Raw genomic sequence first — 20,530 nt, forward strand, 5'->3', positions numbered from 1 at the left:
CTGTTGCACACAATGCAACGACTAGTTCCCGAGGAGACCCCCTTGGCCGCCGAGCAGTCCCCCGAACAGTCCGTGACGGCCCTGGCCGGCGAACGGGTCGACCACCGCTTCAAGGCGCTGCCGCCCGACGCGGAGGGGTTGACCGTGGGCGCGCTGGCGGCCGAGCGCCGCAACCTCTTCACGGGCGGGTTCACCACCCCGGTGCTGGCCCTGTCCGCCGAGTCCGTCGAGGCCAACCTCGCCCTGCTGGAGACGTACGCGGAGCGGCACGGTCTGGCCTTCGCGCCGCACGGCAAGACGTCGATGTCCCCGCAGCTCTTCGCCCGCCAGCTGGAGTACGGCGCGTGGGGCATCACCGCCGCCGTCCCCCACCAGGCCCGGGTGTACCGCGCGTACGGCATCAAGCGGATCTTCCTGGCCAACGAGCTGGTCGACGCGGTGGCGCTGCGCTGGCTCGCCGGTGAGCTGGACGCCGACCCCGGCTTCACGTTCGCCTGCTACGTGGACTCGGTGCGCGGCGTCGAGCTGATGGACGAGGCCCTGCGCGCGGCGGGCGCCGTACGCCCCGTGGACGTCGTGGTGGAGCTGGGTGCCGGCGACGGCGCCCGCACCGGCGCCCGTACGGAGGCGGACTGCGCGGCCGTCGCGGACGCGGTGGCGGCGACGTCCACCCTGCGGCTGGTAGGTGTCGCGGGGTACGAGGGCGAGGTGCCGGACGCCTCACCGGAGCGGGTGCGTGAGTGGCTGCGCCGGCTCGTCGCGCTGGCCGCCGCCTTCGACGCCGCGGGCCGCTTCGGTGCGCTCGCCGACGGTGAGGAGATCCTGGTCAGCGCGGGCGGCAGCGCCTGGTTCGACGCGGTCGCCGATGTCTTCGCCGACGTCCCCGCGCTGAGCCGGCCCGTGCTCAAGCTGCTGCGCTCCGGCGCGTACGTCAGCCACGACGACGGCCACTACCGCCACCTCACCCCCTTCAACCGGATCCCCGAGGAGGGCGCCCTTCAGCCCGCCTTCCGCCTCTGGGCCCAGGTCGTCTCCCGCCCCACGCCGGAGCAGGCCTTCGTCAACGCGGGCAAGCGCGACGCCGCCTACGACCTGGACCTCCCCGAGGCTCAGGTCGTCCGCTCCGCCCGCGACGGCTCGGTCCGTCCGGCCACCGGCATCACGGTCAGCGGGCTCTCCGACCAGCACGGGTGGGTGCGTACGGAGGCGGGGGCGGAGCTGGAGGTCGGCGACTGGATCGGCATGGGGCTCTCGCACCCCTGCACGTCGTTCGACAAGTGGCAGCTGATCCCGCTGGTCGAGGCGGACGGCACGGTCACGGACTACATCCGCACCTTCTTCTGATCCCGTAACCGGGGCTCCGCCCCGACCCCGGTCCTCAAACGCCGGACGGGCTGAAATTCCAGCCTCGCCGGCGTTTGAGGCGCGGGGGTCCGGGGGCGGAGCCCTCGGTTACGGGAAGGGGCGGGGCGGGGAAAAAACACTCCTGAAAGGCGAGCTGCACCCATGGACCTGGTCATTCGCAACGCGTCCGTCGTCGACGGCACCGGTGCCCCCTCCTACCGCGCCGACGTAGGCATCACGGACGGCCGGATCACCGAGATCCGCGGGGAGGGCGACGGCCCCCGCCCCACCGCCACCCGCACCCTGGACGCCGACGGCCTCGCGCTCGCACCGGGCTTCATCGACATGCACGCGCACAGCGACCTCGCCCTGCTGCGCGACCCCGACCACAGCGCGAAGGCCGGCCAGGGCGTCACCCTGGAGGTCCTCGGCCAGGACGGCCTGTCGTACGCCCCCGCCGACGACCGCACCCTCGCCGAGGTCCGCCGCTCCATCGCCGGGTGGAACGGCGACGGCAGCGACATCGACTTCGACTGGCGCACCGTCGGCGGCTATCTGGACCGCCTCGACCGCAACTTCGGCGGCCAGGGCATCGCCGTCAACGCCGCCTATCTCATCCCGCAGGGCACCGTCCGGATGCTCGCCGTCGGCTGGGACGACCGCCCCGCCACCGACGCCGAGCTGGACCGCATGAGGGAGCTCGTCGCCCAGGGCATGGCCGAGGGCGCGGTCGGCATGTCCTCGGGTCTGACGTACACCCCCGGGATGTACGCGAAGGACGCCGAACTCACCGAGCTGTGCCGGGTGGTGGCCGAGCACGGCGGCTACTACTGCCCGCACCACCGCTCCTACGGGGCGGGAGCCCTCCAGGCGTACGAGGAGATGGTGCAGCTCACCCGCGACGCCGGGTGCGCCCTCCACCTCGCCCACGCCACGATGAACTTCGGTGTGAACAAGGGCAAGGCGCCCGATCTTCTCGCCCTCCTGGACGACGCGCTCGCCTCGGGGTCGGACATCACGCTCGACACCTATCCGTACACGCCGGGCTGTACGACCCTCGTGGCGATGCTGCCCAGCTGGGCCAACGAGGGCGGCCCGGAGTCCGTCCTGACCAGGCTCGCCGACGAGGCGACGGCCGAGCGGATGCGTCACGACGTCGAGGTCGTGGGGTCCGACGGCTGCCACGGCGTCCCGATCGAGTGGGACCGGATCGAGATCTCCGGCGTCGGCTCCCCCGAACTGGCCGGATACGTCGGCCGTACGGTGGCCGAGTCCGCCCGGCTGCGCGGCGAGGAGCCCTGGGTGACGGCCCGCCGGCTGCTCGTCGAGGACCGGCTGGGCACGACGATCCTCCAGCACGTCGGCCACGAGGAGAACGTCCGGCAGATCATGCGCCACCGGGTGCACACCGGCGGCAGCGACGGCATCCTCCAGGGCGACAAGCCGCACCCTCGGGCGTACGGCACGTTCCCCCAGTACCTCGGGCGGTACGTCCGGGAGCTGGGCATCCTCTCGCTGGAGGAGTGCGTCGCCCACCTCACGTCCCGCCCGGCCGCCCGGCTGCGGCTCCCCGACCGCGGGTACGTCCGCGAGGGCTACCGCGCGGACCTGGTCCTCTTCGACCCCGCCACGGTGGCGGCGGGCTCGACCTTCGAGGAGCCGCGCGTCCTCCCGGTGGGCATCCCGCACGTCCTGATCGACGGCCGGTTCGTCATCGAGGACGGCAGGCGGACCGCCACCCTCGCGGGCCGCGCGGTGCGGAGCACGGGCGGCTCCCGGGGCTGAGGACGCCGCCCCCACGGGGCACCCGGCCACCTCGGCCCGCCGGCCCCGACCCCGGCGGGCCGAGGTGCGTCAGGACCCCAACTCGCTTATGTCCACGAACCGTTCGCATACGGTCTCCGTCCCTCCACCACGGCCCACGGAAGCTTTACCAGGCAGTCACGCCGCTCCTAGACTCCGTCGAAGACCTGGAGATCACTCGGTCGCACCGGACCGGTTCACAACGGAGTGTCCCCATTGCCTGAGCACAAAATGCTCGTACTCGGGTTGTCGCACATCGAGGAAGACGTCTACCGGCATCTGCTCCGCAACCCCGGCATCGAGGTGGACGACATCCACGTCCTGCTGCGCCACGAGGCCGAGCCGACCCGCCGGTCCATCCAGAGGCTGCGCGAGCTGAAGATCATCCAACAGGTCGACGGCCAGACCCGGGCGTGCGAGCCCGAGCTCGTGGTGGCCCGCCTCGCCGAGCAGCGGCTGGAGGAGCTCTACGACGACATCCGCTCGCTCACCCATCTGCGCCCCCTCGTGGACTCCCTGGGACGCGAGATCCCCGAACCGGAGCTGGGCGAGGACGAGAAGCCCGTCGAGCGGATCACGGGCCTGGAGGCGATCCGTACACGCCTCGACGAGCTGGCGTTCTTCGCCCGTGACGAAGTGCTCGCCGCCGAGCCGTACGACGCGCTGACGCCCGAGAACATCGAGAACTCCCGGCCGCTGGACATGCGCTGTCTGCGCCGCGGAGTCGTCTGCCGCAGCCTGATCCGCCGGACCGCCATGGAGGACGGGCCCACCCTCGCCTATCTCCTGGAACTCACCGCCGCGGGCGCGCGGATCAGGGTCCTGGAAGAGCTGGACGAGCTCATGCTCGTCTACGACCGGCACACCGCACTGGTGCCCCTCGACCCCGGCAACACGTCCAAGGGGGCCCTGTGTTCGCGGGAGGAGGGCATCGTCACCACCGTCGTCAACAACTTCGAGCGGCTCTGGGCGGGGGCGGACGACTTCACGTCCCTGGTCGGGCAGCTCGGTGGCGGCCTGGACGGTCCCGGGCTCACCGAGGTCCAGGGGAAGGTGCTGCGCCTGATGTGCACGGTCGGCAAGGACGAGATCGGAGCCCGCGAGGCGGGCATCGCCCTGCGCACCTACCGCCGCCATATCTCGGACCTGATGCAGCTGCTGGGCGCGGAGAACCGTGCCCACGCGGCGCTGCTCGCCCGCGAACGCAACTGGATCTGAGGAACCGCCGGCTCCCCCGGACGTGCCGGGGAGCCGACCGCTCTCCCGGACGCGCCGGGGAGCCGTCGGCCTCAGGTCCGGTGCCGGGCCGTCATTTTCCGGAGCAGCTGGCGGGCGGCTTTCCCTGCCAGCCGTTGATCGGGCCGCGACAGGGGTCGTTCAGGGGATCGTCTGCCAGCTGCCGTACGCCCCTGTCCGCACCACCCGTCCGACCGTCCGTCTGACCAGCCGTCACCCAGGACGACCCTGCCAGCGTGAGGACCACGAGGGCCGCTCCCGCAATGGCTCCACGCGTACCGCCGAAGATCACACGCATCATGTTCCCTCGCACCCCGCCCGGCACCCCAGTCCCCGTACAGCTGGGGCGTCCCGGGTGAACAGCCGTCAGTCTGGCAGCCGGGGCCCCCGCGCGGGACGGCCGTGCGGGGCAGCCTCCTGCCAACCGGGAGGCAGGATCCTGCCGTCGCCCGGAGGCCGCCCCGTGACGCTGCCCGGGGTCAGGGCTTGGGCAGCGTGCACCCGGCCAGGTCCAGGTCGATCTCGTTGCCGCTGCCGATGCAGGGCACGAGGCCGTAGGTCTGCTGGGCGTAGTTGATGCCCTCGCGGACGGTCACGGTGCCGCTCTCGTCGACCTCGCACGGGTTGTTGTCCGTGCACTGCTGCCCGTCCTCGTTACCGGTGTTGTTGACGGCGACCACCTTGCCGGTCGCGTCGTCGATCACCGGGGAGCCGGACGTGCCGCCGATGGTCTGGCAGGCGGAGGTGTAGCGGACCGAGTCCTTCCAGGTCCAGGCGCCCTCCTTCAGCCGGTAGGCGAACCCGTCGACGGCGCAGCTGTAGGTCCGCTTCCAGTAGCCCGAGGCGACCGTGATGGCGGTGCCCTGGGCCGGGCTGCCCGCGTCGAGTTCCAGCGCCTCGATGCCGTAGCTGCTCTCGATCTGGGCGTACGTGCTGGTGAGCCGGTAGAGCGAGACGTCCGTGTCGGTCATCGTGCCGTACGCGACCTTGTCGGCGCGCAGGGTGCCGACACCGCCGCCCGACGCGTTCAGCAGGGTGAAGCTCCGGGTCGAGGCCTGGTCGAGCACGACTTCGCCGGGGCCGGGGAAACCGGACTCCAGGCAGTGCCCGTTGGACAGGACGAGGGCCCGGTCGTCGGGCTGCGAGGACGGCGCGCGGACGACGGATCCGGAACAGTTGCTGAGCGCGACCGTCCCGGCGAGATCGACGGCCTTCACCCGGACGTCGGCGGTGTCCGGGCCGGTGGCCGCGGTTGCGGGTGCGATGCCCGCGCCGAGGAACAGGACAGCAAAAAGCGCACCGATGAGAGGCTTCTTCATGTGGGGGGTCCCCTCCGTGTTGCCTGTGACCGGAGTTCTTCCGGTTTTTGACATGCGCATGTTTGCGTACGGAGAGGGCCCCCACAAGGGGCGAATTCAAGCCGCGTGGTGATCCGCGCCCCGACGCGCCGCCCGCACCGCGCGGACCTTGCCGGCGACGGGCCTGCCGAGGACGACACCGGCCAGCACCAGGACCAGGCCGCAGAACTGCCGGACCGTCAGCACCTCGCCCGCGACCAGCGTGCCCAGCAGGACCCCGGTCACGGGGTTGAGCAGGCCGACGAGGCCCACCGTCGCGGCGGGCAGATGCCGCAGCCCGGCGAACCAGGCGGCGAAGGCCAGGGCCGTCGCCACCACGGCCACATAGGCGAAGCCCAGGAGGGCGGGCCCGTCGAGGCGGGGCGGCGCACCCTCGACGAGCACGGCGAAGGGCAGCAGCAACAGCCCGCCGGCGGTCAACTGCCAGGACGTCGAGGCGAGTACGTCCACCTCCCCGCCCCAGCGCTTGGCCAGGACGTACCCCAGGGACGACAGGAGCATGGCGGCCACGGAGGCGAGCACCCCGAGCGGGGCGGCCGACACCTCGCCCGCGAGGAGCATGAGCGCCACTCCCCCGGCACCGACACCCGCCCCGGCCAGGTGCCGCGCGCGGGGGCGTTCGGCCACCAGCCCCCACGCGATCAGCATCATGACCATCGGCGAGGTGGCCATGACCGTCGAGGCCAGACTGGTCGGGAGCAGCTGGGCCGCGAGGTACACCAGGGCGAAGAAGACGCCCGTGTTGAGGAACCCGAGGACGGCACTGCGCCACCACCACGACCCGCACGGCAGCTCCCTGCGTACGGCGAGGAGGAGCAGCCCGGCGGGCAACGCCCTGATCGCGGCGCCGTACAGCGGGTTCCCGGCCGGCAGGTACGCGTGGGTGACGAAGTAGTTGGTGCCCCAGGCCACCGGAGCCACGGCCGTGACGAGCGTCCAGCGCAGATTAGCTTCCATAGAAGCTATTATGTCTTCCCGGGAAGCTACAGTGAACCCATGCAGAAGCACACCGACGCACCACTCGACGCACCGCTCGACCACGTGGCCCGCATCCAGGCGGAGTGGGCCCGGGAGCGCCCGGATCTCGACGTACGTCCGCAGGCGGTGATCGGGCGGCTGCACCGGCTGGGCGCGCTGCTCACCGAGCAGCTCTGCGCCGTCTACCGGCGCCACGGCCTGAGCGAGGGCGAGTTCGACGTGCTCGCCGCCCTCCGGCGCGCGGGCGAGCCCTTCGAGCGCGCCCCGGGTGAACTCGCGGCGCACACCATGGTCACCACGGGCGCCATGACGAAGCGGATCGACCGCCTGGAGCGCGACGGCCTGGTCACCCGCCGCCGCTCGACGGCGGACGGCCGGGGCCGGGTCGTGGCGCTCACCCGGGCCGGACGGGACCTGATCGACCAGGCGTTCACCGCCCACATGCAGAACGAACGCCGACTGCTGGACACCCTGTCCCCCGAGGAGGCCGCGCAGCTGGAAACGCTGCTGACCACCTGGCTGTCCCGCACCGAACCCCCGCGCCCGGCCGGCTGAACGGCGGGCGGCAGCCGCGCCGGTTCCGTCCGATCTCCCTTCCGTTTCCGCCCCCTTCGAGGTGAGCCCCGACGAACGGGGCGTCAACGACCGGTCTGCCCTCCGCTCCGGGGGAGGAGAACCGCAAAACGGTGGGAGTTCGGCACTTCCCCGGCCCTGCTGCCCCTGTGAGAAACCCTTGAGGCGTCTGCGTAGTGTCGGGGTATGACACTCGACCTCGACGCCTACTTCGCCCGCATCGGCTGGGCGGGAGACACGGACCGCCGACCCACCGTGGAGGTGCTGCGGTCCGTGCACCGCGCCCACATGCTGGGCATCCCGTTCGAGAATCTGGAGCCGCTCCTCGGCAGCGCCCCGTCCCTCGCGCTCCCCGACCTGGAGCGGAAGCTCGTCCGCAGTGAGCGCGGCGGGTACTGCTACGAGCACAACACCCTTCTCGCCGCCGTCCTGACCCAGCTGGGGTTCCGGGTGACGCTGCTGACCGCGCGGGTGGTGGTGGGTGCCGCGCCCGGTGACATCCGGCCCCGTACGCACATGCTGATGCAGGTGGACGTGGAGGGTGAGGCCACCTCCTGGCTGGCCGACGTCGGCTTCGGGTCGCACGGCGCGCTGCTGGAGCCGATCCCGCTGGTGGTGGACGCCGAGCTGCTCGACACCCCGCGCCGTCACCGGCTCGTGCACGCCCCGCACGACGGGCCGCTGGAGATGTGGGAGCTGCAGGCGGACAAGGGCGGTTATTGGGAGCCGCAGTACGAGTTCACCCTGGAGCCGTTCGAGGCCCCGGACTACGACGTCATCAACTGGCACATCGCGACGAACCCGCGCTCGCCGTTCCGGCAGGCGCTGTACGCCCAGCGCACCCTGCCGGGCCTGCACCGGGCCCTGTCCGGGCGGACGCTGGTGGAGACCGCCGACGACGGCACGGTCACGGAGCGGGAGCTGAGCGACTCCGCCGAGGTGGTGCGGGTGCTGGCCGAGGACTTCGGCGTACGCCTCCCCGAGGGGACCGTCCTGCCGGACTGACCGGGGTGGACGCGTGGCGGGTGGCGCATCTCACCCGGCACCGCCGCCCACGCCCGGATTCCAAGCCGTGGCCCCGCCCCGACCGGCCGTTCCCACGGTCCGCGGGCGGGGCGGCATGCCGATGGAAGACCCGGCGCGCCGGTGCGCACCCCCGGAGGGAGCAACCGGTGCGCGAACCGGGCGCAGCGCGGGAAACACGGCCGTAAGCTCGCAGACATGCAGGTCATCCAGTCCACGAAGCTCGCCGGCGTCTGTTACGAAATCCGCGGCCCCGTGCTCGAGGAAGCGATGCGGCTCGAAGCCGCAGGTCATCGCATCCTCAAGCTCAACACGGGCAACCCCGCGGCGTTCGGGTTCGAATGTCCGCCGGAGATCCTCGAGGACATCCTGCGCAACCTCTCCGGGGCGCACGGCTACGGCGACGCGAAGGGCCTGCTGTCCGCGCGCCGTGCGGTGATGCAGCACTACCAGACCAAGGGGATCGACCTCGACGTCGAGGACGTCTACCTGGGCAACGGCGTCTCCGAGCTGATCCAGATGTCGATGCAGGCGCTGCTCGACGACGGCGACGAGGTGCTCGTCCCCGCTCCGGACTACCCGTTGTGGACGGCCTCGGTCTCGCTGGCCGGGGGTACGGCGGTGCACTACCGGTGCGACGAGCAGGCCGACTGGATGCCCGACCTCGCGGACATCGAGCGGAAGATCACCGACCGCACCAAGGCGCTCGTGATCATCAACCCGAACAACCCGACGGGCGCGGTCTACGACGACGAGATGCTGCGCGGGCTGACGGAGATCGCCCGGCGCCACAACCTGGTCGTCTGCTCGGACGAGATCTACGACCGGATCCTGTACGACGGTGCGACGCACACCCCGACCGCCGCCATCGCCCCGGATCTGATGGTGCTGACCTTCAACGGGCTCTCGAAGAACTACCGGATCGCGGGGTACCGCTCGGGCTGGATGGCGGTCTGCGGCCCGAAGGCGCACGCCTCCTCGTACATCGAGGGCCTGACGATCCTGGCCAACATGCGGCTCTGCGCCAACATGCCCGCGCAGCACGCGGTGGCCACCGCGCTCGGCGGCCGGCAGTCGATCAACGAGCTGGTGCTGCCGGGCGGGCGGATCCTGGAGCAGCGGGACGTGGCGTACGACCTGCTGACGCAGATCCCCGGGGTGACGTGTGTGAAGCCGAAGGGGGCGCTGTACCTCTTCCCGAGGCTCGATCCGAAGGTCTTCAAGATCAAGGACGACCGGCAGATGGTCCTCGATCTGCTGCGGGCCGAGAAGATCATGGTGGTGCAGGGCACGGGCTTCAACTGGCCGGATCCCGATCACTTCCGGGTGGTCACGCTGCCGCCGGTCAAGGATCTGACCGACGCGGTGACGCGTATCGGGAACTTCCTGGACGGCTACAGCCAGCCCTGAGGACCTCCGGGCGGCCAAGATCTTCGGATCCGACACAACTTTAGACTGAATCTAAGATAGGATGGCTTTACTGCACGATCAGGAGGCCATCCATGTACGAGCCGATCCGCACGAAGTCGGTCCACACATCGGCCGACGACGCCGATTTCCCCCACCGCAGCCGCGAGGACGAGCTGGACATCCAGCTCGCCGGACATCTCGCGGCCCTGCTCGCCGTCACCGACGAGCTGGGTCTCGACACCATGGGCGACCGCATCGCCGAATAGGTCGCCCGGCTGCGCGCCGCGCCGCCCGCCCGGCACGCCGGCCGGAGCGACGCGTCCCCGGCCGCTCTGCACCGCCGCGCCCACGCGCTCGCCGGCCGGGCCCTCGTGGTCGCCGCCTCGCGCGCGGACACCGCCGTGGCGATCCTCGCGGCGGAGGCCATGGACGCGCACACCGCGGCCCTGGCCGCTCCCACCGCGCCGACCGTGCTGGTCGGCGCCCCCTGACGGCCCCGGTCCACGGGTCGCGAAGACGTGTGGACCGGGTGCCACACACGGCCGGGCGGAACCTCCCGGAACGAACGAGCGGCACCCGGAGCCATGAGGGGGCTCCGGGTGCCGTGCCGCGGCGGGCCGTTGACCCCACAGGTCAGGGCGGATGTCGGAAGGCCCGGCCGCGGGGTTCGGGAGTGGGTCAGCCCAGGCGCTGGACCAGCGCGCGGTACTCGTCCCACAGCTCCTTCGGCGTGTGGTCGCCGAAGGTGTTGAGGTGCTCGGGGATCAGCGCGGCCTCCTCGCGCCAGACCTCCTTGTCCACCGTGAGCAGGAAGTCGAGGTCGGACTCGGAGAGCTCCAGGCCCTCGGTGTCCAGGGAGCCCTTGGCCGGCAGGACGCCGATCGGGGTCTCGACGCCCTCGGCCCTGCCCTCCAGCCGCTCGACGATCCACTTGAGGACACGGCTGTTCTCGCCGAAGCCCGGCCACACGAACTTGCCCGCCTCGTTCTTGCGGAACCAGTTCACGTAGTAGATCTTCGGGAGCTTGGACTGGTCGGCCTTGTCGGCGCCGACCTCGACCCAGTGCTTCATGTAGTCGCCCATGTTGTAGCCGCAGAACGGCAGCATGGCGAAGGGGTCGCGGCGCAGCTCGCCGACCTTGCCCTCGGCGGCGGCGGTCTTCTCGGAGGCGACGTTGGCGCCGAGGAAGACGCCGTGCTGCCAGGTGAAGGACTCGGTGACCAGCGGGACGGCGGAGGCGCGGCGGCCGCCGAAGAGGATCGCCGAGATCGGCACGCCCTTCGGGTCCTCCCACTCCGGCGCGATGATCGGGCACTGCCCGGCCGGGACGGTGAAGCGGGCGTTGGGGTGGGCGGCGGGCGTGCCGGACTCCGGGGTCCAGTCGTTGCCCTTCCAGTCGGTGAGGTGCGCGGGCGGCTCCTCGGTCATGCCCTCCCACCACACGTCGCCGTCGTCGGTGAGCGCGACGTTCGTGAAGACGGAGTTGCCCCACATGGTCTTCATGGCGTTGGCGTTGGTGTGCTCACCGGTGCCGGGCGCGACGCCGAAGAAACCGGCCTCCGGGTTGATCGCGTACAGCTGGCCGTCCTCGCCGAACCGCATCCAGGCGATGTCGTCGCCGATGGTCTCGACGGTCCAGCCGGAGATCGTGGGCTCCAGCATGGCGAGGTTGGTCTTGCCGCAGGCGCTCGGGAAGGCCGCGGCGACGTATTTCGACTCACCGCGCGGCGGCGTCAGCTTGAGGATCAGCATGTGCTCGGCGAGCCAGCCCTCGTCCCGGGCCATCACGGAGGCGATGCGCAGGGCGTAGCACTTCTTGCCGAGCAGGGCGTTGCCGCCGTAGCCGGAGCCGTACGACCAGATCTCGCGGTCCTCGGGGAAGTGCGAGATGTACTTGGTGGAGTTGCACGGCCACGGAACGTCGTCCTGGCCCTCCTCCAGCGGCGCGCCCAGCGTGTGGACGGCCTTGACGAAGAAGCCGTCGGTGCCGAGCTCGTCCAGGACCTCCTGGCCCATGCGCGTCATCGTGCGCATCGAGACGGCGACGTACGCGGAGTCGGTGATCTCGACGCCGATCGCGGAGAGCGGGGAGCCGACCGGGCCCATGCAGAACGGGACGACGTACATCGTGCGGCCGCGCATGGAGCCGCGGAAGACGCCCTTCTCGCCGGTGAAGATGTCCCGCATCTCGGCGGGCGCCTTCCAGTGGTTGGTCGGGCCCGCGTCCTCCTCCTTCTCGGAGCAGATGAAGGTGCGGTCCTCGACCCGGGCGACATCGCTGGGGTCGGAGGCGGCGTAGTACGAGTTGGGGCGCTTGACCGGGTCGAGCTTGGTGAAGGTCCCCTTGGCCACGAGCTCCTCGCACAGGCGCTCGTACTCGGCCTCGGATCCGTCGCACCAGACCACGCGGTCCGGCTGGGTGAGGGCGGCGATCTCGTCCACCCAGGAGACGAGCTCCTGGTGCCGAGTGGGAACAGTGAGGGGAGCCGCGATGTCTCGCGCCACGATCGCTCCTTGTCGAGAGGGTGTGTTGTCCGGCCCCGTGGGGGCTGCGACCCGGATGCTGACCCCTTCGAATTCCCCTGGCGCTCATCCGGTGCCGACCGCACTCATTTGATCATCCGACCATCTCGCCCATATGTCCAGAGGGCCGCACACGTGAGCATCGCCACTGATATGAGGTACCTACGGGAGCGTAGGTAGCATGCCGATATGACTTCTGCCGCCTCCGGGTCCGGACCCGTCGAGCTCACCGACCCCGTCCCGGTCAAGCCACGGATGCGCGGGTGGCTGCACGCCGGGATGTTCCCCGCGGTCGTCATCTCCGGAATCACGCTGATCGCCCTGGCCGACAGCACGCGCGCCCGGGTCGCCTGCGCGGTCTACGTACTCAGCGCCTGCCTGCTGTTCGGTGTGAGCGGGGTCTACCACCGGGGCACCTGGGGCCCGCGCGGCGAGGCGGTGCTGCGCAGGCTGGACCACGCGAACATCTTCCTGATCATCGCGGGCACCTATACGCCGCTGACGCTCCTCCTGCTGCCCGAGTCCACCAGCCGCCCGCTCATGTGGGCGATCTGGGGCGCCGCGGCGGCCGGCATCGCCTTCCGCGTGTTCTGGGTCGGCGCCCCGCGCTGGCTCTACACCCCGTGCTACATCGCCATGGGCTGGGCCGCGGTGTTCTTCCTGCCGGACTTCATGCGGGCGGGCGGCATCGCCGTGCTGGTCCTGGTCGTCGTCGGGGGGCTGCTCTACAGCGCGGGGGGCGTCATCTACGGCATCAAGCGCCCCAACCCGTCACCGCGCTGGTTCGGCTTCCACGAGGTGTTCCACTCGCTGACGCTGGCGGCGTTCATCGTGCACTACGTCGGCATCTCCCTGGTCGCCTACCAGCAGTGACCTGACCGCATACGGCGAAGGGCCCGGCCACGGCCGGGCCCTTCGCCGCACCCGTCTCAGTCGCCCAGCTTCACGGCCAGCTCCCCCGCGTCCGTCGTAGGCGCGTCGCACACGAAGTGCCGGCAGACGTACGCGGTCGGCTCGCCGCCCACCAGGGGCCGGTCCACCAGCAGCGGGAACTCGGTGCCCGCGTCCGCCTCCTCGCCCGCCGCGACGACCGCGCCGGGGGCCCGCCCCAGCAGCGCCGTCCGGTGCAGCTCGCCGCCGACGGGACCGGCCACCGCGACCTCGCGCGGGCCGTCCAGCAGGGCTTCGGCGACCGCGAGGCCCCAGCCGATGAAGCGGGGGGCCTTCGGCCCGAGCGCCCCGACGATGCCCAGGGCACCCTCGGCCGCGGTGCGGTGCGGCTCGGAGCCGGTGTGCGCGGCGTACGAGAGCAGGGCTCCCGCGGCCGCGGTCCAGCCGGCCGGGGTGGCGCTGTCGGTGGGGTCCTGGGGGCGGCGGATCAGCTGCTCGGCATCGTCGGCGGTATCGAACAGCTGTCCGTCCTCGCCGGTGAAGTGCTCCAGCACGATGTCCAGCAGGAAGCCCGCGAAGTCCAGCCAGGCGCCCTCACCGGTGACGGAGGCGAGCGCGAGGAACCCTTCGGCGACATCGCCGTAGTCCTCCAGGACCCCGGAGTTGTCCCCGGCGCGGCCGTCCTTCGACGTGCGGCAGAGCCGGGCGACGTCGCCCATGTGCACCCGTACGAGCAGATCGGCGGCCTCGGTGGCCCGCTCGACCAGATCCGGGCGGTCGAAGTACGCCCCGGTCTCGGCGAGCGCGGCGATCGCCAGTCCGTTCCAGGCGGCGACGATCTTGTCGTCGCGCTCGGGGCGGACCCGCAGCTCGCGCGCCGCGAGCAGCCGGGCCCGGACGTCGGCGACCCGCGCCTCCTCCTCCGGCTCCTGCGGCTCCCCGTTCCGCACGAGCTGCAGCACGGACGAGCCCTCCTCGAAGGTGCCTTCCTCGGTCACCCCGAAGTACCCGGCGGCGAAGGCGGCGTCCTCCTCCCCCAGCACCTCGCGCAGCTGTGCGGGCGTCCACACGTAGAAGGCGCCCTCGACGTGGCGTCCCTGCGCGTCCTCGCTGTCGGCGTCCAGCGCGGAGGCGAAGCCGCCCTCGGCGGTCCGCAGCTCGCGCACCATGAAGTCGGCCGTCTCCAGGGCCACCCGGCGGGCCAGGTCCGAGCCGGTGGCGCGCCAGAGATGGGCGTAGACCCGGCAGAGCAGCGCGTTGTCGTAGAGCATCTTCTCGAAGTGCGGGACGACCCATTCCCGGTCCACGGAGTAGCGGGCGAAGCCGCCGCCGAGCTGGTCGTAGATCCCGCCGTGGGCCATCGCCGCGCAGCTGTCGGCTGCCATCTGCAGGGCGCCCTCGGCACCCGTACGGGCGTGGTGGCGCAGCAGGAACTCGATGACCATGGACGGCGGGAACTTGGGCGCGCCGCCGAATCCGCCGTGCTTCTCGTCGTAGTCGCGGGTGAGCCGCAGCAGGGCCTGTGCCAGCTCCGCCTCGCCCGGCAGGCCCCCCTCACCGGCGGCCAGGGAGCGGCCGGCGAGGTCGCGGACGATGCGCCCGGCGACCTCGGCGACCTCCTCGCGGCGGTCGGTCCAGGCGGCCACGACCCCTTCGAGGACCTGCTGGAAGCCGGGCATGCCGTGGCGGGGCTCGGGCGGGAAGTACGTGCCGAAGTAGAAGGGTTCGCCGTCCGCGGTGAGGAAGACGGTCATCGGCCAGCCGCCCTGACCGGTCGCGGCCTGCACGGCCTCCATGTACACGGCGTCGACGTCGGGCCGCTCCTCGCGGTCGACCTTCACCGGGACGAAGTTGGCGTTGAGGTAGTCGGCGAGGGCCTGGTCCTCGAACGACTCGTGGGCCATCACGTGGCACCAGTGGCACGAGGCATAGCCGACGCTGAGCAGCACCGGGACGCCGCGCCGCCGCGCCTCCTCGAAGGCCTCGGGCGACCAGGGCCACCAGTCGACGGGATTGTCGGCGTGCTGGAGGAGGTACGGGGAGGTGGTCTGCGCAAGTCGGTTGGCCATGCCCCAATCCTTGCGCACCCGTCCCCACGACACATGCGCGCCACGGGACGGGGCGGGAACGGTCAGGTGGGACGGGTGGGCACTTCCGAAGTCGGGCGCCCCCACCGCGCAGGACAGCTGGACGCCGCCGCGGGCCCGGACTGGAACGCCGACACCGACTTCGACGTCCGCCTGCAGGACGTTCCGCTCACCAACCCCCGCCCTGACGTCACCGTCTACCGGGCAGAAACCATCGACCTCACGCCCACCCGCCCCGAGCACGTACTGCTGGTCGTCGAGGTCGTGTCGCCCGGCTCGGAGACCACTGACCGGATCGTGAAGGTGGACCAGTACGCCAAGGCCGGCATTCCCTTCTACTGGCGGGTTGAGCAGGCCGCCACCGGTGTCCCCATCATTTATACGTACGTCCTCGACCCCGCCACCAAGGCGTACAGGGACGGCGAAATGTTCACCGGCACGGTGAAGGCGACCGCGCCCTTCCCCCTCGCGGTCGATCTCGGGGTCCTGTAGGAAAACCAGGAACGCCCCGACCGGCCGGTCCGTCCCCGGCAACCCCGGGGACGGACCGGCCACCTCAGGAACGCCTGCGCCGGGCGAGCGCGAGCAGAGCGGCCCCGGCGGCAAGGACGCCCGCGGCGATGCCCAGCGGCAGAACCGGGTCGGACCCACCGGTCTGCGCCAGCGGTTCGCTCCCGCCGTGGGCCGTGAGGCCGGAACCGTCGTCACCGGCCGCGCCGGATGCCGCGCCCTTGCCGCCGGCGGCGTCCGGGCCGGTCTCCGTGCCCGCGTCCTCGGCCGCGTCCGGGCTCTCCTGCTCCGGTGCCGACGACTCGGTGCCACCCATGACGGCCCCCGCGGCGGCTCCGAAGGCGTACGCGCCCCGGTCCGGTGCGCCGCCCTTGCGGGTCGCCCCGGTGAAGTCGGTGGATACGGCCGGGAACGCGAGGCCGGAGCCGATGGCGGGCGAACCCTTCATGAGGCGGAAATCCGCGTTCGGGCTCGTACCCGGAGCGATGAGCTTCGGGTCGGCGACGATGTCGTGCGGTCCGTTGACCTCGGGTGCCTTGCCACCGAAGTAGACGTTGTAGTCGTACGTGACGTCCACGTTGCGGGACTTGCTGTTGCTCGCCTGGCCAGGGCGGCCGTAGGCGATGTTGTCCAGCAGTCGTGCGTCGGTGGTGTCGTGGGCGAAGATGTTGGCGTAGGGCGTCGTGATCCGGGTGCTGCGGCCGTTGAGATAGGCCGTGTTGTGGACGATGTCGACGTGCTGGCTCTTGTAGGCGTGGATACCTGAACCGCCGTTGTCGTAACTGATGTTGTTGTCGACCAGAACGCGTCCGCTGTAGGCCGGCCTCCCGCGCTCGGGGTCGCCCTTCGTCGTGTCGACGATGATGCCGTTGCCGTCGGAGTAGCAGCCGCAGCCTTCCCACTTGACTTTGGTCTCGTTGTCGTGGACGCGGTTGCCGGTGATGCGGATCTTGTACGTCCGCGGGTCACCGCCGCCGATGTCGCGAGGGGTGAGGACGGAGATGCCACTGCTGCCGTAGACGGTGAACCAGGCGTTGGAGTGGACGTGGTTGCCGGTGATGGCGACGTGGTCGGCCTCGATCGCGGAGATCCCGCCCCCCGCGCAGTCATGGACCAGGTTGCCGACGATGTCGACGTGGTCGGGGTACGCGCCGGACTCCCGGTTCTTCTCCACGGATATGCAGTTGGTGTTGTACGTGGGGTCGGTCTTGCTCGACGAGCGTTCGGCGTCGGCCAGGGACAGGGCGGCGTTGTTGCCCTTGACCTCAAGGTTCTTGATGACGATGTGCGACGCGCCGTAGACGCTGATGCCGTTCCAGGCCGTCTTCGGGTGCAGGACCGGCCGGTGACCGGGATATGCCATGAAAGTGATCGGAGATCCCGGACGCCCCGAGCGTGTGACGGTCAGCACGTTGGAACCCTTGCGGGGCTCGATGTACGTGCCGTTCATGACGGCGACGACGTCGCCGGGGCCGGCCAGGTCCGCGGCCTTCTGGAGGGTGCGGAACGGTGATCCGGCCGACGTGCCGGGGTTGGTATCGCTGCCGCCGGCGCTCACGAAGTAGGTGGGGGCGGGGGCCTTCGCGGGCGGGGACGTGCGCACGCGCACGGGACCGGGCGAAGGAGTGGGGGTGGGGCTCTTCGTCGAGGCGGGGCTCTCCGTGGGGGCGGGCATCGTCGTCACCCTCGACGGACCTATGTGGGAGGCCGTGTTCCGCGCGTCGGCGGAGTGCTCCGCCCCCGACGGGACCATGACGAGGGCCGTCACGACGAACGCTGCCACTCCGGCGGCGGCGGTCGCGCCCGTCACCTTGGCGGAGAGACCGACGAGCACACCGTGATCCCCGCTCGCGCGGCCGGCCGCGCGACGGCCGTGCCCGCGGAGCGACGGCCGGGGAGCGGTGTGCCGGGCGGCTGCGGCCGGATGGGGGTGGGCCCAGGCGCCGACGGCAGCGGCCTCGACAGGGTCGCCCGCACGGCCGGGTACGAGCAGGGGCAGGCCGGCGAGCAGCCGCTCGGGCGAGATGAGTCGGCCGGCAGAACGACCGCACGCCTCGCACCCGCGCAGGTGCCGGGCGATCCGCTTGCGCAGCAAGGGGCTGGGAGTCGGGTCGCCCGGGCCGGCGAGCTCGGTCAGTTCCGCGCAGCGCGGGGTGCGGGACAGCGCTCGGACGACCGTCCGTGCCACGCCCAGCTGGGACTTCATCCGCCGGACCTGGACCGCCAGATGGGCCGCCTGAAGGTTCAAGGCCGCTGCGATGTCCTTGCGGGACAGCCGTCCGCACGCCTCCAACCACCACAGCGACAGCAGGTCGCGGTGCGACGGGTCGAGCCACGCGGTGGCTGCGGCGACCTGCCGCTGCTCGGCGGTGAGCGACTGCCGCAGCAGGAAGAGGGTCGCGAAGTCGGGTTCCGGCGCGTGCCGTTCGTCGGCGTGCTCCAGAGTCGTCAGCCGGCGGGACCCCGCCCGGCGCCGGGCGTCGGTAAGCTGGCGGACCGCGATGGCCATCAGCCACGAGCGGAACTTCGCCGCGTCCCGCAGGTCCGGCAGCGCACGGATCACTGCGACCATGGTGTCCTGCACGATGTCGTCGACGTCGAGGTCGCTCTCCGCCGCCCGCCCCACCACGTTGTAGACCAGCGGCAGAGCGCTTACGGTCAGCCGTTCGACTGCCCCGGCGTCCCCGTCGCGGGCCGCCTCGACCGTGCGGCTGTCCGGAAAGGTGTCGGTCCTGGCGGACCCGTCATGTCGCATGCGATTCATCCTCGGGCTGGAGCGGGTGTGGCCGCTCTGGTGGGCGGTCTTCGCGGCAGGAGACGAGCGGGTCCCCCGGGCATAACACTTTTCGCACCGCAGGCGCCTTCGGTCGTCACGCGCGAGCCCGGTCGGGTCACGATCCGCCGGCGCGGCTGTGGGGCGGGGCCGCGGAAGGGCCGGCGTCGGTGGCGGGCTCGGCACACCCGCCTGACCGAACGGCACGTACGTCCGTCTGCCGGACGCCCCCTCACCACCGCTGCCCGGACCGCGTCTCGTTGAACCACCGGTGCGCGGAAACGGGGTGGCTTTCGGCACATCCGGTTCCGGCGCCGGGCACGGCTGGGTCCGAAACCGCCCCGTTTCCCCCACCGGCAGAGGTGGCGCGGGGGTCAGCTGCCGCGGCATGGCGGCCGGCCCTGAACTCGGGGGTGGAGGAGTTCCCGCAGCGGAGCAGAAGCGGAATGAGGGCTTCATTTACGTGTCGCCTACAGCTAACATCCTGGTGCATGACTGATCAGGGCGTCACGGGGGCTGTCGCGCCCCTGGGCACGAACGACATGTCCGACCCGGTCGGGCGACTCGACAGGCTGCCCGTCGGTGCGTGGCACCGCCGACTGACCGCGATCGTCGGCGTAGGGGCCTTCTTCGACCTCTACGAGGTGTTCCTCGGCGGGGTGCTCGCCGCCGCGCTCGCCGAGTCCTGGGCCCTGTCCGGCACCGAGAAGTCCTGGCTGATCGCCTCCGGGTTCCTCGGCATGTTCGTCGGGGCCAACGTGCTCTCCGTGCTCGCCGACCGGTTCGGCCGGCGGAAGATGTTCCTGGTCAACCTGGGGCTCTACTCGCTGTTCTCGCTGGCCTGCGCCTTCGCCCAGGACGCCACCCAGCTGTCCGTGCTCCGCTTCCTCGCGGGGCTCGGTCTCGGCGCGGAACTGGTCCTGGTCGACACGTATCTGGCGGAGTTCCTGCCGCGCAAGGTACGCGGGCGCTACATCGCCTGGGCCTACACCGTCGGGTTCGTCGCCGTGCCCGTCGCGGCGCTGCTCGGCGCCCGGCTCGTCGCGAAGCACGAGTTGCTCGGCATCGACGGCTGGCGCTGGCTGCTCGTGGCGGGCGCACTGGGCGCCGCGTTCATCCAGGTGCTGCGGACCCGGCTGCCGGAGTCGCCTCGCTGGCTGGCCGCGCGGGGGCGGCGGGCCGAGGCGGACGCGGTCGTACGGGACATCGAGAAGCGGGTGGGCGTAGCCCCCGAGGCCGTTCCGGCACCACGCTCCGAGGCCGGCGCGGCACCTCACCCCGAGGCCGTTCCGGCGCCCCGCCCCGAGGCCGGCGCGGCTCCTGTCCCGGCCGGGAAGGTGCCGCTCGGGCGGATGTTCAAGGCCCCGTACGCGCGCCGCACCGTCATGTGGTGGATCTTCCAGGTGCTGCAGACCGTCGGCTACTACGGCTTCGGCTCGCTCGCCCCCATCGTGCTGCAGGCCAAGGGACACACCGTCACCGAGTCCCTCTCGTACGCCGCCCTCAGCTACCTCGGCTACCCGGTGGGCTCGGCGCTGTCCGTGCCGCTGATCGACCGGATCGAGCGGCGCACGCTCATCATCCTGTCGGCGCTCGGGATCGCCGCGTTCGGCCTCGTCTTCGGATTCGCGGACGCGTCCTGGCTGATCGTCGGTGCGGGCTTCCTGCTCACCGTGTGCAGCAACGTATTCTCGAACGCCTTCCACGTCTACCAGACGGAGATCTTCCCCACGGACCTGCGCTCCAGCGCCATCGGCATCGCGTACTCACTGTCCCGGCTGACGTCGGTCGTGCTGCCGTTCGTCGCGATCGACGTGCTCGAAGGCCTGGGTCCTGACGCCGTGTTCGTCGGCTCGGGTGCGCTGATGCTCGTCCTCTGCCTGAACGTGCGGCTCCTCGGACCGCGGACGACCGGGCGGAGCCTGGAGTCGATCTGAGACGGACCGGCCGTATCGCACCGCCGGCTGAATAGTCCATTCCTCAACTTGCGCCTCGGAGTGCCCCGTTGGCCACCGGGATCC

13 protein-coding genes and 2 pseudogenes are annotated in these 20,530 nt (G+C 71.3%); 10 read left to right on the forward strand and 5 right to left on the reverse strand.

Annotated elements, in window-relative coordinates; genetic code table 11:
* Positions 1 to 12 precede the first annotated feature (12 nt).
* The 3 genes from ACIRD8_RS30635 to ACIRD8_RS30645 all read left to right on the forward strand — a co-directional run bounded on the left by ACIRD8_RS30635 (position 13) and on the right by ACIRD8_RS30645 (position 4,365).
* On the forward strand, positions 13 to 1,344 hold the full coding sequence (locus tag ACIRD8_RS30635; RefSeq protein ID WP_403998638.1) for an alanine racemase: 1,332 nt from the start codon (positions 13 to 15) through the stop codon (positions 1,342 to 1,344).
* A 162-nt stretch (positions 1,345 to 1,506) separates the two neighbouring features.
* Entirely contained in the window at positions 1,507 to 3,129 is a 1,623-nt protein-coding gene (locus ACIRD8_RS30640) for an amidohydrolase family protein (protein WP_403998641.1), read from the forward strand.
* Between the two features lie 225 nt (positions 3,130 to 3,354).
* A complete protein-coding gene (locus ACIRD8_RS30645) occupies positions 3,355 to 4,365 on the forward strand; it encodes a helix-turn-helix transcriptional regulator (RefSeq protein ID WP_403998644.1) in 1,011 nt (336 codons plus the stop codon).
* A gap of 497 nt (positions 4,366 to 4,862) precedes the next feature.
* Here the strand turns inward: ACIRD8_RS30645 and ACIRD8_RS30650 are convergent, their stop codons facing one another.
* A complete protein-coding gene (locus ACIRD8_RS30650) occupies positions 4,863 to 5,702 on the reverse strand; it encodes a serine protease (RefSeq protein ID WP_403998646.1) in 840 nt (279 codons plus the stop codon).
* Positions 5,703 to 5,798: 96 nt separating this feature from the next.
* The gene (locus tag ACIRD8_RS30655) at positions 5,799 to 6,698 is read right to left on the reverse strand and encodes an EamA family transporter (protein WP_403998649.1); all 900 of its coding nucleotides are present in this window, start codon (positions 6,696 to 6,698) and stop codon (positions 5,799 to 5,801) included.
* 39 nt (positions 6,699 to 6,737) lie between these two features.
* Between ACIRD8_RS30655 and ACIRD8_RS30660 the strand changes: the two genes are divergently transcribed.
* From ACIRD8_RS30660 to ACIRD8_RS30675, 4 genes and pseudogenes are all read left to right on the forward strand, one after another.
* Positions 6,738 to 7,274, forward strand: coding sequence for a MarR family winged helix-turn-helix transcriptional regulator (locus ACIRD8_RS30660; RefSeq protein WP_403998652.1), 537 nt, complete (start codon positions 6,738 to 6,740; stop codon positions 7,272 to 7,274).
* 204 nt (positions 7,275 to 7,478) lie between these two features.
* Positions 7,479 to 8,297: an arylamine N-acetyltransferase gene (locus tag ACIRD8_RS30665; RefSeq protein WP_403998655.1), complete on the forward strand. Its 819-nt coding sequence runs from the start codon at positions 7,479 to 7,481 to the stop codon at positions 8,295 to 8,297.
* Positions 8,298 to 8,513: 216 nt separating this feature from the next.
* On the forward strand, positions 8,514 to 9,725 hold the full coding sequence (locus ACIRD8_RS30670) for a pyridoxal phosphate-dependent aminotransferase (RefSeq protein WP_403998658.1): 1,212 nt from the start codon (positions 8,514 to 8,516) through the stop codon (positions 9,723 to 9,725).
* 92 nt (positions 9,726 to 9,817) lie between these two features.
* Positions 9,818 to 10,216: pseudogene (locus ACIRD8_RS30675) on the forward strand (hypothetical protein).
* A 187-nt stretch (positions 10,217 to 10,403) separates the two neighbouring features.
* On the opposite strand, the gene ACIRD8_RS30680 reads toward ACIRD8_RS30675, so the two are convergent.
* Positions 10,404 to 12,230 carry a phosphoenolpyruvate carboxykinase (GTP) gene (locus ACIRD8_RS30680; protein WP_403998661.1) on the reverse strand — a complete coding sequence of 609 codons (1,827 nt, stop codon included), beginning with the start codon at positions 12,228 to 12,230 and terminating at the stop codon, positions 10,404 to 10,406.
* Positions 12,231 to 12,437: 207 nt separating this feature from the next.
* Between ACIRD8_RS30680 and ACIRD8_RS30685 the strand changes: the two genes are divergently transcribed.
* Entirely contained in the window at positions 12,438 to 13,121 is a 684-nt protein-coding gene (locus ACIRD8_RS30685) for a hemolysin III family protein (protein WP_403998664.1), read from the forward strand.
* A 56-nt stretch (positions 13,122 to 13,177) separates the two neighbouring features.
* On the opposite strand, the gene ACIRD8_RS30690 is transcribed toward ACIRD8_RS30685, so the two are convergent.
* On the reverse strand, positions 13,178 to 15,208 hold the full coding sequence (locus ACIRD8_RS30690; protein WP_403998667.1) for a thioredoxin domain-containing protein: 2,031 nt from the start codon (positions 15,206 to 15,208) through the stop codon (positions 13,178 to 13,180).
* Positions 15,209 to 15,316: 108 nt separating this feature from the next.
* On the opposite strand from ACIRD8_RS30690, the pseudogene ACIRD8_RS30695 reads away from it, so the two are divergent.
* Positions 15,317 to 15,718: pseudogene (locus ACIRD8_RS30695) on the forward strand (Uma2 family endonuclease); the annotation flags it as partial.
* A gap of 64 nt (positions 15,719 to 15,782) precedes the next feature.
* Here ACIRD8_RS30695 and ACIRD8_RS30700 read toward each other — a convergent pair.
* Positions 15,783 to 18,491 carry a sigma-70 family RNA polymerase sigma factor gene (locus ACIRD8_RS30700; RefSeq protein WP_403998669.1) on the reverse strand — a complete coding sequence of 903 codons (2,709 nt, stop codon included), beginning with the start codon at positions 18,489 to 18,491 and terminating at the stop codon, positions 15,783 to 15,785.
* 509 nt (positions 18,492 to 19,000) lie between these two features.
* On the opposite strand from ACIRD8_RS30700, the gene ACIRD8_RS30705 reads away from it, so the two are divergent.
* Positions 19,001 to 20,446, forward strand: coding sequence for an MFS transporter (locus ACIRD8_RS30705; protein ID WP_403998672.1), 1,446 nt, complete (start codon positions 19,001 to 19,003; stop codon positions 20,444 to 20,446).
* The last annotated feature ends 84 nt before the right edge of the window (positions 20,447 to 20,530 follow it).

The organism is Streptomyces sp. NPDC102451, assembly GCF_044765485.1.
Lineage (GTDB): Bacteria > Actinomycetota > Actinomycetes > Streptomycetales > Streptomycetaceae > Streptomyces.

Excerpts from the sequence above, each read along its gene's own strand:
- ACIRD8_RS30690 (WP_403998667.1), bottom strand. The coding sequence starts at position 15,208 with ATGGCCAACCGACTTGCGCAGACCACCTCCCCGTACCTCCTCCAGCAC.
- ACIRD8_RS30700 (WP_403998669.1), bottom strand. The coding sequence starts at position 18,491 with ATGCGACATGACGGGTCCGCCAGGACCGACACCTTTCCGGACAGCCGC.
- ACIRD8_RS30705 (WP_403998672.1), top strand. The coding sequence starts at position 19,001 with ATGACTGATCAGGGCGTCACGGGGGCTGTCGCGCCCCTGGGCACGAAC.
- ACIRD8_RS30685 (WP_403998664.1), top strand. The coding sequence starts at position 12,438 with ATGACTTCTGCCGCCTCCGGGTCCGGACCCGTCGAGCTCACCGACCCC.
- ACIRD8_RS30650 (WP_403998646.1), bottom strand. The coding sequence starts at position 5,702 with ATGAAGAAGCCTCTCATCGGTGCGCTTTTTGCTGTCCTGTTCCTCGGC.
- ACIRD8_RS30655 (WP_403998649.1), bottom strand. The coding sequence starts at position 6,698 with ATGGAAGCTAATCTGCGCTGGACGCTCGTCACGGCCGTGGCTCCGGTG.
- ACIRD8_RS30665 (WP_403998655.1), top strand. The coding sequence starts at position 7,479 with ATGACACTCGACCTCGACGCCTACTTCGCCCGCATCGGCTGGGCGGGA.
- ACIRD8_RS30660 (WP_403998652.1), top strand. The coding sequence starts at position 6,738 with ATGCAGAAGCACACCGACGCACCACTCGACGCACCGCTCGACCACGTG.
- ACIRD8_RS30640 (WP_403998641.1), top strand. The coding sequence starts at position 1,507 with ATGGACCTGGTCATTCGCAACGCGTCCGTCGTCGACGGCACCGGTGCC.
- ACIRD8_RS30670 (WP_403998658.1), top strand. The coding sequence starts at position 8,514 with ATGCAGGTCATCCAGTCCACGAAGCTCGCCGGCGTCTGTTACGAAATC.
- ACIRD8_RS30635 (WP_403998638.1), top strand. The coding sequence starts at position 13 with ATGCAACGACTAGTTCCCGAGGAGACCCCCTTGGCCGCCGAGCAGTCC.